Raw genomic sequence first — 13,234 nt, forward strand, 5'->3', positions numbered from 1 at the left:
GAATCTCCTATTTCGACCCGAGTTGATTCTTTTTCCTTGCTGAATTGGTCAATAACATTTTCCAGTAGATCCTCAACTTTTTCTCCATCGGAAGAAGCAGCGTATTTATCCAATGCCTCCAAAAACACAGCAATATCATGCCATCGTCCAATAAGGTCAGTTAGCAGTGTAGTATCTCTTTGAATCTTTTCTATCTCAGCGGAGGGATTTAGATCATGCATGAGCCTCAGGGTCGCCCGGACGTTCTGGAGATGAATTCGTATCTTATGCACCTTCTGATTGTCATTCAGCATATTAATTAGAGATGCCACCTTGTCCAGTTTACCCGTGAGGTAAGCCACTGTCAGCTCAGCCACTTTCTGGTTCGGCAGAGCATTCATCTTTTCTAACAGGGGTACATTAAGTATCTCAAGGGCTGAAAAATCAAACTCCTCCATCTCCGCCAGCAAGTCAGCGGTGGCCGAACCTTTGCTGTTGTCAAGAAAATTACGGTAGTGTGGAATTGTATCAGATCCGACTTCATGCAGGAGAGCTTCGTTCATATGGATCTCCCGCAGAACCCCGGCTATTTGAAAGAGTGGTGAGAACAGTTGGAAATGAGGCTTTTTGTTGAACACTTCATCACTGACAATTTGGGTTAAGGAGAGCACTGTCCTGATCCTTTTGATAAAAACCCGGAGTTGGTGGATATCCTCCATTCCCTTCCGGTCCACAGTATGATTGAAATAGGTCCGAAACCATTCTATCTGAGTGCTGTAATGATGGTTCAGTCTACTTTGCACTGTGATGAACTTAATTGATGTAACGACCAAATACGAAACTCAAACACAACCAAAGTTCGCTCTCGGCTTTGTCACCTCTTATAAAGTACATCTAATATCGGAAGGTCAATTGCCATGGAAATATAGATTCGCCTGTTTGTGAAGTGTCTCACGGCCCGTAATTTCCTCATCAAAGATTTACAATAACTGATTCTTAACTAATCTAATGACAACAGTCACATTAAATATAAACGGCGAAGTTCGTAAACTGAAGATAGACGGAAGCACACCCCTTCTGTGGGTCCTCAGAGACGAACTGAAACTGACCGGCACAAAGTACGGTTGCGGGCGCGGACTCTGCGGAGCTTGTACGGTTCATATTAACGGCGAAGCCACTCGTTCTTGTGTCACAAGCGTTGAGAGTGTAAATGAGGAAGAGATAAAAACAATCGAAGGATTGCAAACTAAGAATGATCTTAATGCTGTACAAAAAGCGTGGATTGCAGAAGGTGTACCCCAGTGCGGGTACTGCCAGTCCGGTCAGATCATGGCGGCTACAGCTCTTCTTTCGCAAAGACCTGACCCGAATGATCAAGATATAGACAACGCCATGAAAAACAATATTTGCCGTTGTGGCACTTATACACGAATTCGCAAAGCGATACACCGGGCGGCAAAGGATTTGAACAGTGGCTGAAAAATCTTCAGTCAGTCGCAGGGAATTTATCAAAGCTGCTTCCGCAACGGGAGCGGGGCTTGTAATAGGTTTCTATCTCCCCTCCCGAAATCAGCTTCTGGCATCCGGCACTATTGAAAACTCTTTTGTCCCCAACATATGGGTCACTGTCCAGCCGGACGACCAAATCATAATTACTTCCGGAAAATCAGAGATGGGACAGGGTGTCTGGACATCCCTACCTATGATTATTGCTGAAGAAATGGATGCAGACTGGTCCAAAGTAAAGATTGAACAAGGCATAGGCACTAAAGAAACAGCCGGACGCTACGGCACAGGTGGTAGTCGCTCCGTTCGTGACAGCTGGACAAAACTTCGAAGAGCCGGTGCTACCGCCAGAGAAATGCTTCTGTCCGCGGCAGCACGTGAATGGAATATTGAAAAAAGTGAGTGCACTGTTGAGAACAGTATTGTACGCCATCCCGCAACCTCAAGACAGATGACTTTTGGACAATTGACCGTGGCGGCATCAAAGGAGCGAGTACCAAAAAAGGTTACCTTGAAAGATCCCTCAAATTTCAAGCTTATTGGAACGGATATCCCCCGTAAGGACACCCCTCTGAAAGTAACGGGTGCTGCTGGTTTTGCAATGGATATAAACCTTGATGGTATGGTCATTGCCATGGTGGTCCGGCCACCCAGGTTCGGAGCCACCGTTAAAAAAATTGACAGCAAGCAAGCTGAAAAAACAAATGGGATTCTTGATATCTTTGAAGTCTCAAACGGTGTAGCTGTTGTAGGCTCCAACACTTGGGCCGTGTTGCAAGCAAGGCAGGTACTCAATGTCTCCTGGAGCAAAGGTGAATCACCTGATCTTGACAGTGAAATGATAACAAAACTAATCAATGATATGGCTGATAAGAAAGGAGCTACAGGCAAGAAAGAGGGGAACCCTGAGCGTGCTCTAAAAAAAGCTGATAAAGTGATAAATGCTGTTTATGAGGTTCCCTATCAAGCTCATGCCGCCATGGAACCTGTTAATTGCGTGGTAGACATAAAACCGGATTTCTGCAGGATCTGGGCACCTACACAAAACCCAAGTCAGGCTCATGAACAAGCTGCCAAGATTACTGGATTACCCAAGGATAAGATTGAAATTCATGTCCCATTCCTTGGTGGCAGTTTCGGCAGAAAATCTTTCAATGACTTTATTGATGATGGATTAGAAGTAGCAAAAAAAATGAAGAAACCGGTAAAGCTTATCTGGAAAAGAGAGGATGATACTCGCCACGGTTACTACCGACCTACAAGTAAACATATTTTATCTGGGGGCTTGGATAATAATGGGAAACTGGATGTGTGGAAACATAAAGTTATAGCACCTTCTGTATTGTTTGGCCAAATGTTCAAATACCCCGTCCCTTTCAAAGATAAGATGGATAGTTTTATTGCTCTGGAAGGCGCAAGAAACATACACTATGAAATTCCCAACATACGTGTTGAGTATAAATCAGTAAGGGTAAGCGTTCCGCTTGGCTGGTGGCGCTCCGTTTACGATTCTCAAAATGCCTATGCCAACGAATGTTTTATAGATGAATTGGCTTATTCTGCTGGGAAAGACCCGGTTCAATTCCGCCTAGAACGTTTAAAGAATTCTCCCCGGGACGCAGGCGTTCTGCGCCTGGCAACTGATAATGCCAATTGGGGAAAGAAACTACCGACCGGTCACTTTCATGGTGTTGCTAATCACGCTTCTTTCGGTTCATACGTGGCCCAAGTGGCGGAAATTTCCGTAAAAGATGATGGAACAGTGGCAGTCCATAAGGTTACTTGCGCAGTTGACTGCGGGCAAACAGTCAATCCGTCCATTGTAAAGACTCAAATGGAAAGTTCCATAGCATACGGCCTTTCAGCAACTCTCAAAGGTGAGATAACAATTAAGAACGGGCAGGTGGTCCAGAGCAATTTTCACGATTTCGATGTGCTGAGAATTGATGAAATGCCAGACGTGGATGTTCACATTGTTCAAAGTACCGAACATCCTGGTGGTGTAGGTGAACCGGGCCTCCCTCCCATCGCACCCGCCGTTGCCAACGCCGTATTTGCAGCCACTGGTAAAAGAGTCAGAAAACTCCCCATCAAACCTGAATATTTAGTTAGTTAACTTCACTTTGGTGAGGTTCAATCTCACACTTCATTTGATGAAGGAACCATCAATGATCAGACAAAAAAATCATACTATCAAGATAGTGACCCTCCTTACGGGACTTCTCTTTCACACCACTCTTCAGCCTCAATCCGTAAGAGCACTGGTTGGCGGTACACTCATCGATGGATATGGAGGTCAACCTTTGGCAAACAGCGTCATTCTAATTCGAGGTGAACAGATCGAGGCTGTGGGCCAGGTGGGCTCCCTGGCCGTGCCGCCAGATGCTGAAGTCATCAGCACAGAGGGTATGAGTGTTCTGCCCGGCCTCTGGGATATGCATGTCCACTTGATGATCAATGGCCACGCTGATTACGACCACTGGGACAAGACATATTCAAGTCGTTTCAGGAATGAGATCATGCCTGCTTCGGCGAAACAACTTCTTCTTGCTGGAGTCACCAGCGCCCGGGATCTGGGAGGACCGCTGGATGACGTACTGGCCGTTAAAAAAGCAGTGAATGATGGCAAGATTCCCGGCCCCACCCTTTATGTTTCCGGCCCTTTTATTCAGCATAAACCATATCCAGGAACCGAGCAGTTCAGGTGGGGTGTGCAAGGTGAAAAGGATGCCCGAGCCAAGGTGCGTAAACTGGCCAAATCAGGGGTGGATGTTATCAAACTTATTGATCAGGATCAGATGACCATGGATGAAGTGCTGGCAGTCGTGGACGAAGCTCATAAGAATAATCTGAAAGTGGTGGGCCACTCCCACCGCCCCGAAGAGATCCGCCGTGGAGTAAAGGCAGGCGTTGACAACTTTGAGCATACGGGCCTATCCAGTGCCCCGGAATACCCACCCGACGTCATGGCTATGCTTGAGGAGCGGACGGCCCAAATGAATCTCGGCCCCCTCTACTGGACGCCCACCGTCTCCATACTGTTCAACTATGAATATATGCGGGACTTTCCCGAAATGCTGGACGACCCCTCTTGGAAAGAGGGCCTGTCACAGGATATTATCGATGATATCAGATCATCGTTGGCAACCCCAGACCGGCTACCCTATTACCAACTAACGCCTATTCGACGGCCTACTTTGAAGAAAAAATTTCAGCAACTCCGGGAGGCAGGCATCGTGCTTATGATTGGCACTGACAGCGGTGTTCCCATGCTCTTCCACAGCCAGTCCACCTGGAACGAATTGGACATCTGGGTGAACCATTTTGGCGTGCCAGCCATGGAGGCCATCCGGGCGGCCACCTATTGGCCAGCCAAGTTCATGGAACAGGAAGATAATTCAGGAACCATTGCCGCTGGCAAATATGCGGACATCATCGCCGTGCGAGGTGATGTACTGAGGAATATCAGTCACCTGCAAAACGTGGATATCGTGATCAAGCACGGAGTGAGGTATAAATAATCTCGTTTAGAGAAAAAACATTATTCATCATTCAAAGAATCCTTCCTTGACCCTCATTCATTCTCTAATTATCTTGTAACGTATCAGTTAAGTCCCAATAGGGCATATCAGATAATCAAATCATAAGGGGATATTTCATGTTGAAACGTACAGCAGCTCTGTCTATTGTCATGGTTTGGACAGTAGGGCTCTATGCTCAATCAGAACCAGAACGTATCTACAGCATTTTCTATATGAAAGCCAAAACCGGAAAGGAAGACCAGCTGGTAAAAGGGATGACCGAACATAGCCAGAAATTCCACAGCGATGGAGAATGGCCTGAATATGTACACGAAGTGATTGCAGGGGAAAGGACAGGTCAGTACTTCCATTTCACTTCTGGTCATCGTTGGACTGATTTTGATAAACGGGTGAGATCTGAGAAAGATGTAAAGCACTGGCAGCTAAATATGTTGCCTTACATTGATGAGAACGCCTCTTCCCTGGAGGTAAGTTATGTAGCTTATGTTCCTGAGTTGAGCCTTCCTTATGAAGCAAACTACAATATGTATAGGGTAACCTACTTTTACGTTAGACCGGGCAAGGACGCTGACTTTACATATTTCATAGGAAGAGCGAATGAAGCACATAAAAAGTTGAAAGATGGCCATAAGCATCACTTCTACAAGAATGTAATAGGGGGTGAAGGGGGCGTTTATGCATCTATTCACCCGTTGGATAAATTTGAAGGAATGTATGAGCTTGGTTCAGTCATGAGAAAGGCGTTTGATGAAAAAGAGGTAAAAAGGCTGCAGAGCATTTTGAACGGCGCCGTCAAGAAAATTACCAGTGAATTGAGGAAAGTCCGGCCCGATCTAAGTTCTAAGAATTAATGGTTAAAAACAGTTTCGAGACCACATATTCGAACGGTATCGAACTGTACTGAGTGCCTGGCAGCTTGTAATATTGACCCCTCTTGGCTCCTTAGATCTGAAATTGATATGTCAATTTCAGTACCTGTGCCTGTTGGATCAAATCATTACCCCGGCCACTCAAGTCGTAGCGCTGATTCAAAACGATAAAAAGATCGCTTCCCGGCGTATGGATCCAGTTGATACGCCAGTAGATCTGTAGGTATTCTGAAAAATTATCGTACTGGATCAAGGCCTTACCGAACCATTTTCTGTTCAGTGCCATCTCAGCAGTTATGGCATAAATATCTGCGGTAAACTCTCCTTCCTGCGGCATATCAATAATGTTGCGATTTACCGATCCGTATAAGGTAAGGTGGTTTGAAAACAGTTTGCCAATTGAACTGACCAGACTGGTCTGATCTCCGCCAAAATAATTGCCTTGCGTAAAGCGAATCTCAGCCCAAAGTCCTCGGCTTTGGTTGGACCGCGCGGAAAATTCAAATTTTTTGTCATCATATTCACCGTCCGGAATCTCGATTCCATTCTTCAGATAAAAAGGATCGGCCAGTCGTTCAATATTCTGAATAACCTTAATACCGATCCGGTCCTTGGATTCCAGGTGTGCTTCAATCCCACCACTTAATACACCAGTCTCTTTGACACCACTGTGGTTCCTTACGTCTCGGGCATAAATACTAAACTTCCATTGACGAATCAATTCATCACCATCGCCCACCCTGGGTGTGAAACCAGCCATTATCCCAGTGCCGATCATATCGTCTCGCTGGACAAAACCGAGTCCCGGCCGAAAATCTCTACTTACATGATGCTGGCCCGTGGACAAATAATATCGATCATTCCTTAAATCCACACGAATCATGGAGGCAGAGGACGGTTTTCCCAGGTCAGAATCATTTACTTCACTGAACCATGCTGAGATACTGCTGCTTCCCCAAAAGCGCATTTGCCCATCGATGCCAAATACAGAATTGGTACCACCACTACTGGATAAATCTGTAATAATTGCACCCACTGTTGTACGATCCCGTACATCAGAGCGCAAGCGGATTGCACTGTATGCGGTGGCCGGCAATCCATTCTCAGCCCTAGTATGAATATTTAGCGCGCCGACGGACGTTTTACCAATCTGTCCATAAATTCTGGACCCCCCCAACACGTTCTGGTCCAAGCCGATGCTGCGACTGAAAAACATTTCCGTCTGACGGGAATTGCCAAACGCAAACAATTTTGCTCGGGTAAGAAAAAATTCTCGTTTTTCTGGATAAAACAAATTGAATCGGGTCAGATTTATCTGGACATTATCCGCTTCAACCTGAGCAAAATCTGTATTATAAGTCAGGTTGAGAGTGAGGTTCGATTTCAAGCCATAGTATAAATCCAAGCCGGCGTCTTCAATACTTTCGCTACTGTTTCCATCTTCAGTTTCTTGTTCTTGAGTACCTCCAATCCCATAGGGTTTTATCTTAATGTTCCTACCACGCTTAATATTTTTCAAGCCTGTCAAGTTTGCGTATTGAGAAACTTGAAAAATGCCCGAATTATAATTAAGTGGAATGTGGGGCCAGATGACGCTCTCATTTTTTCGGTTGATTTGACGCATAATGGCAATGCCCATTGTCAAATCTTCTTTGTCGGGAAACCTCAGGGTCGTCCAGGGAATAGCAAGTTCCATGATCCATCCAATATCAGTAATTCTGCCTTCACTGATGTAAACACCATCCCAGGCCCATTCATCCAGACTTGGTTTGTTCTCATCGGTAATCAGGGCATCATCCTGGGTACCCAGAGGATTCATTTCAAAGAAGTAGGCATTGCGCCGGTCATGGTACGTGTCCAAGCCGATCCAAACAAAATCATCCCGGTGGATCCATCCCCCGCGGCTCAGAATGGAGGCTCTTATGAGTTCCGGATTATTATCATGAAAGGTGAGTCCTATATAGAGGTATTTACTATCGTAAGCTATTCGCATTTCAGATTTTTCACTGGGCGTATCCCCATCATGAGGCAAGCGCTGGACAAATTCAGTTATGGGTTGAATGGTCTGCCAGGTGGGTTCATCCAAAGTACCGTCTACCGTGATGGGGCTATCAGTCCAATGGGCTGTAACAGTAGGCCGGTCTGAAGCGGTCAAGACGCAAACCACAAAAAAACCAATTGGAAAAAAATATCTGTTCATGATTTGCTAGGGAATGCGCGTTAAATCTTTTTCACGTAACGTGCTAAGAATTTCAGTAATCCGTCCTTTTGTGGGTAAGCAACCAATCGTACAGCTCAGGATTAGCATAAGTCTCTGTCCATGAATCATGATAAGCATGGGGATATAATGTATAACGCACCTTACCGTTTACTCTTTGAAGCGCTCTAACCATTTTTTCGGATTCTTCTGGCAATACCACCTCATCTCGTGCACCGTGAAAAACCCAAATTGGCATATCTTTCAAGACTCTGGCGGTTGAGGGTTCACCGCCGCCACATATCGGTACTGCTGCAGCGAACAGATCAGGATTTTTTGCAGCCAAAGCCCAAGTACCGTACCCACCTACACTTAATCCGGTAACATAGACACGATTATTATCAACACGATAATTTTTCAATATTTTTAACAAGAGGTCCAATACAGCTTCCTGCATAGCTTCATCTTTCCAGACATAATCAGCAGGGCATTGCGGCGACAGGGCAATGAAAGGGAATTTTTTTTCTGTTTTAACAATTTTGGGAATGCCATGAATTTTTACCAATTCCAGATCATTACCCCTTTCACCTATTCCATGTAGAAATAAGATCAGAGGCCATTTTGATTTTTGGTCATCATCATAACCTTCCGGTAAAAAAAATAAATATTTCAGATCAATCTCATTTTTATTCTTACCATTTAATTCTATTTCCCGCTGCTGTCCGTAAACTGATATGAATAGCATGGAGCAAAGGAATACTGTAGCCAGACAAAAACGAGGCATGGTTATCCTCCAAACCTATCTTCAATATTTATAGATCTATTATTCTTGACCATCCTCCCATCACTTTCAAGCTTAAGAAGCATAATGTGGGTTATTTCCATACAAACTGTTCCCATAATCGATGAATAACTGTATTGCAAAATGCCTAGGAATATAAGCTACATAAAACTGTACCGGATTAGCAATTATAGACTAAAACCCCTTAATTCGAAGGGTTTTTTGTTTGATAAAAGAAGCCTATTATTATTTATATGAATAACACATCAAAATCGTTACGTCCCCAGTTTCTCCTAGATCCTGACATTGTTTTTTTAAATCACGGTTCTTTCGGTGCCTGTCCAAAACCGGTCTTTGATGAATACCAGGAATGGCAAAGAAAGCTGGAAGCCCGCCCCGTCAAATTTCAGACAGAAGAAGTATTTACCCACCTAGAAAATTCTCGAAGAGCCTTAGGTGAATACATCAATTGTGACAAAGATGATCTGGTGTATTTCCCAAACCCCACCCATGCGGTCAGTAATCTAATTCCTTGTTTAAACTTGAATGAGAGGGATGAAGTACTTACCACTGATCAAGAGTATGGTGCCTGCGATCGAGCATGGGTTTATTATGCTGAAAAATCGGGTTTTAAATATATCAAAAGTGAAATTCCCTTACCCATCACATCAGTTGAAGAATTCTGCCAGAGTTTTTGGGCTAAAGCCACATCGCGCACCAGATATGTTTTTGTAAGTCATATCACCAGTCCTACCGCTCTAATCTTCCCCATAGAGAAAATTGTCAAAGAAGCGAAAGCGCGGGGGATTAAAACCATTATTGATGGGGCTCACGTGCCGGGTCATATTCCTTTAGACATTAAAGCAATGGATCCTGATTATTATACCGGTGCCTGCCATAAGTGGCTGTGCTGCCCGAAGGGTGTTTCGTTTCTTTACGTCAGGAAAGAACTGCAAAATGCAATGCGGCCATTAGTCTTTAGCTGGGGCTGGGGAAAAGAATACAACGAATTCAATGCATCAACCCAGCTGCATAGTGAAAGCCGATATGTAAATATTTTCCAGTGGCAGGGCACTCGGGATATGAGTGCCTTTCTCACCGTCCCGGCGGCTATCGAATTCCAGAGTCAACACGATTGGGATTTAGTCAGATCACGTTGCCGGGGAATGGTATTGGATGCGCGTAATCGAATCACCAAGCTGACAGGACTGCCGCAACTTTGTCCTGATGATTGGCTGGGACAGATGGCCACCATCTTATTCCCCATAGCTGACACGGTAGCTTTTAAAGAACAATTATATGATGATCATCAAATTGAGATACCAACCATGGCTCATGAGGGGCATACGGCCTTCCGGATATCGATCCAGGGATACAATTCAGAAGCGGATGTGGATCATCTCATCCGCACATTAAAAATCCTTATTTAATCCCAGCTATATAGAGGAGTGTCCCGCAGAGTGCGGGGCGGGATCTATAATAATACAGTATTTATTCTTCGTTGAAAAAACACCCTTTTCCTAAAATGGCCAAGGTTGGCGCCATTACCAAATTTATCAGGGATAAAAATTGCCAGTGCCAATATTCTCCATAGGATATACTCAGGGTTGCCGTTAGAAAAATAGTTGTGGCATGCCAGGGAATCAGACTCTCAAACATGGTACCGTAGTCTTCGATAGACCGGGATAAAACCTTACGAGAAACAGATAATGTATCGTAACGCTTTCCGAAAGCATCACCAATAATGAAACTGGTAGCAGACTGATTGGAGGTGATGGCGTTGGTGAATGCAGTCGCAAAAAGAGAAGATACAATTAGAGATGCTTTGGATTTAATAAAGGTAAAAATCCTGTCCACAATTTTAGGCATGGCATCAACCAGGTCAATCGTGCCGATAAATACAAATACCATGATTGAAAAGATGATAGCTTCATTCAGCTCATACAGTCCACCACGGGTGAACAAAACATTGATATTTTCTGGTATTCCTGCCACCCAATAAGCCATTTCTGAATCGAATCCTCTATGGATGGTTGACATGATATCACTCAATGAATATGGTTGAAACATACCCGTCAAGAGACAGGCAGATAGAGAAGAAATAAGCAAAGTTGGCAGGGTGGCCATTTTTCGTATGGAGCCGATCAAAACGATGGCGGCCGGAAGCAGCAGGAAAATATTAAAATTGAACATAGATGAGATTGCTTCCAAGGTAGGTGCGATTTGACTGGTGTCTAATTCACTTCCCGTGGGAGGATGAGTAAACCCGAGGATAAAATATATGACCGAAGCGAAGATGGCCGATGGCATAGTGGTATACATCATGGAGCGGATATGGTCGTACAGGTCTACTTCGGTGGCCATGGCAGCAATGTTGGTGGTATCTGAGAGGGGCGAAAGTTTATCCCCGAAAAACGCCCCACCAACGATAGCACCGGCTGTAATTCCCAAATTGGCTTCGATTACACCAGCAACACCGATGATGACCACGCCGATGGTGCCTATTGATCCCCAAGATGTCCCCGTCAGAGTTGAAAAAATGATGGGGATAAGAAAGGCCAGCAAATAAATGTAGGTGGGATTGATTAACTGGATTCCGTAGTAGATCAGCATGGGAATGGTGCCGCTGATAATCCAGGTACCGATTATGACACCGATTGCAAACAGAATCAGGATGGCCGGAAATCCCTTCGCCAGTTTTTGAATAAAGGCATTTTGGATATCAGTCCATTGGAAACCTAAAAGCATGAATTCAGCGATAGCAAATACCGCTGCTAACAAGAATACGATTTCTAGTGGAAAGGGAGGTTGGCCCCAAATTTTAGGGCGAATAACCATCCCAAAAATAATTAATACCCCCAGAAAAAATACAGGAAGGATAATCTGAAAAAATGAGAGCTCAGGTTTTTCTTTAGAAATCATAATTAACAATTACCATATAATATCAAACGTATCTGATCGAAAAAACGAAACTCATTCCGTTTTTCTTTCTAACTCCAAAATGAAATCATCTCTATCTTTGGGTGATACAAGGGCGAATCCTTTTCTGAGTTTGATCTTTACCCTCTTCAGAGAGAAGGCCGGAGCAGCCAAAAGGTTAAAGCTCTTCTCAAAACTTAGAATATCCTCATATTTGATTCTTTTCTTCAATATACCTGATTGAATAAGTAAGTGTTCATCAAACATTGTGTATCTACATGGTAAAAAAAGAGACAATAAAAGGATTAAAAATCCTATAACTCCAAAACAAATGAATCCACCAACCCTTGAATATTGATAAACCATTATTCCCATCACTAAGTTGAATAAAATCGTTCCTAAAATTAGAACTGTTAACCAAGAATCAAATTTTGTGGGATATACCCTCATTTTCTTTCCTATAAAATATCGATCGTAAATATGTCTCTCACACTTTCATCCCCACATGCCACCTTCACTATCCAGGCTGAGATTGGGGAAATTAGGTTTAAACCCAAACATCATTGGGTGCTGTCATCTCACCGCCTGTTTCACCAGTGTTTATTACACCCTTTGGTTCAACAAGCATTATTTTACATTCGCTTTCCGCAAAAGTCTTGTGTCCCACACCTTTCGGGACGACAAACATTTCTCCTTCCGACAATTCGACTATACCATCCTGAAACTCAATGCTCATTGACCCTTCAATCACTATAAAGACTTCATCTGTATCTTTGTGTTCGTGCCAAACAAACTCGCCTTTAATTTTGACGAGTTTAAACTGATAATCATTCATTTCAGCAACCACACGCGGGGACCAGTATTTTGAGAACATTGAGAATTTTTCTTTTAGATTGATTTTTTCTAATGTCACTTTAAAGCTCCTCTTGGAAAGACAATGCTATTATCATTGGCCAAAGAATGTTTCTAGCTCCCTCTTCCTTTCTTCTACCTGCCACTTTGCCATTTTGAGATAAGCATACTCGTTGAGAAAGCATAGCTAGGGAACCTACAACTCTGAAGCCAAACTAAGGAGAGATAGGTGTAATATCAATGAGGAGAGGAATATGAATTTTGGGATGGTAAAAACAATAAACCCTCTGCAAAATCATTTTTCCTTTGGTTAAGGTTTAACGGTGATTAACATACATTGAGGAGTTTATATTGTAATACACCTGTACTAACCCCTACTATATAATATAGTGCTTATCCCAACCTTCTTAACCCCCCAACCCGTGAAATTGATGGGGGTAGGAGTTGGAGTAAATGCTGTCGACACACTGTGGAATATATTTTGTAATTTTTAGTATGAAACGCCTCTGGCTTTATGTTTATTGAAGAAAAGCATACTGACTATTCCACTGACAGTAGAAGGGGATATCGCCCACAAACCAAGGGTTCG

Annotated in this window: 11 protein-coding genes; 5 read left to right on the forward strand and 6 right to left on the reverse strand. The window is 43.7% G+C overall.

Annotated features, from left to right (window positions below; all coding sequences use genetic code 11):
- A partial coding sequence (locus EYO21_01490; GenBank protein ID HIB02482.1) for a CHAD domain-containing protein occupies positions 1–782 on the reverse strand: 782 nt, incomplete at its 3' end.
- A 205-nt stretch (positions 783–987) separates the two neighbouring features.
- Between EYO21_01490 and EYO21_01495 the strand changes: the two genes are divergently transcribed.
- The 4 genes from EYO21_01495 (at position 988) to EYO21_01510 (ending at position 5,878) form a co-directional block, all read left to right on the forward strand.
- Positions 988–1,458, forward strand: a complete 471-nt coding sequence (locus tag EYO21_01495; protein HIB02483.1) for a (2Fe-2S)-binding protein — start codon at positions 988–990, stop codon at positions 1,456–1,458.
- The gene (locus tag EYO21_01500; protein ID HIB02484.1) at positions 1,451–3,601 is read left to right on the forward strand and encodes a xanthine dehydrogenase family protein molybdopterin-binding subunit; all 2,151 of its coding nucleotides are present in this window, start codon (positions 1,451–1,453) and stop codon (positions 3,599–3,601) included. Before EYO21_01495 ends, EYO21_01500 begins: the two co-directional genes overlap by 8 nt.
- Before the next feature lie 52 nt (positions 3,602–3,653).
- Positions 3,654–5,006 (forward strand): Xaa-Pro dipeptidase, encoded by a 1,353-nt coding sequence (locus EYO21_01505; protein HIB02485.1) that lies wholly within the window; start codon positions 3,654–3,656, stop codon positions 5,004–5,006.
- A 137-nt stretch (positions 5,007–5,143) separates the two neighbouring features.
- Positions 5,144–5,878: a hypothetical protein gene (locus EYO21_01510; GenBank protein ID HIB02486.1), complete on the forward strand. Its 735-nt coding sequence runs from the start codon at positions 5,144–5,146 to the stop codon at positions 5,876–5,878.
- A gap of 91 nt (positions 5,879–5,969) precedes the next feature.
- On the opposite strand, the gene EYO21_01515 is transcribed toward EYO21_01510, so the two are convergent.
- On the reverse strand, positions 5,970–8,096 hold the full coding sequence (locus EYO21_01515; GenBank protein HIB02487.1) for a hypothetical protein: 2,127 nt from the start codon (positions 8,094–8,096) through the stop codon (positions 5,970–5,972).
- Between the two features lie 52 nt (positions 8,097–8,148).
- Positions 8,149–8,838: a phospholipase gene (locus tag EYO21_01520; GenBank protein HIB02488.1), complete on the reverse strand. Its 690-nt coding sequence runs from the start codon at positions 8,836–8,838 to the stop codon at positions 8,149–8,151.
- A 290-nt stretch (positions 8,839–9,128) separates the two neighbouring features.
- On the opposite strand from EYO21_01520, the gene EYO21_01525 reads away from it, so the two are divergent.
- Positions 9,129–10,304, forward strand: a complete 1,176-nt coding sequence (locus EYO21_01525; protein HIB02489.1) for an aminotransferase class V-fold PLP-dependent enzyme — start codon at positions 9,129–9,131, stop codon at positions 10,302–10,304.
- Positions 10,305–10,365: 61 nt separating this feature from the next.
- Here EYO21_01525 and EYO21_01530 read toward each other — a convergent pair whose 3' ends face one another.
- The 3 genes from EYO21_01530 to EYO21_01540 all read right to left on the reverse strand — a co-directional run bounded on the left by EYO21_01530 (position 10,366) and on the right by EYO21_01540 (position 12,706).
- Positions 10,366–11,799: a sodium:proton antiporter gene (locus tag EYO21_01530; GenBank protein HIB02490.1), complete on the reverse strand. Its 1,434-nt coding sequence runs from the start codon at positions 11,797–11,799 to the stop codon at positions 10,366–10,368.
- A 48-nt stretch (positions 11,800–11,847) separates the two neighbouring features.
- Positions 11,848–12,243 (reverse strand): hypothetical protein, encoded by a 396-nt coding sequence (locus EYO21_01535; GenBank protein HIB02491.1) that lies wholly within the window; start codon positions 12,241–12,243, stop codon positions 11,848–11,850.
- Between the two features lie 97 nt (positions 12,244–12,340).
- Complete coding sequence (locus tag EYO21_01540) at positions 12,341–12,706, reverse strand: cupin domain-containing protein (protein ID HIB02492.1); 366 nt, start codon at positions 12,704–12,706, stop codon at positions 12,341–12,343.
- Between the last annotated feature and the right edge of the window lie 528 nt (positions 12,707–13,234).

It is taken from the genome of Candidatus Neomarinimicrobiota bacterium (assembly GCA_012964825.1).
GTDB lineage: Bacteria > Fidelibacterota > Marinisomatia > Marinisomatales > S15-B10 > UBA2125.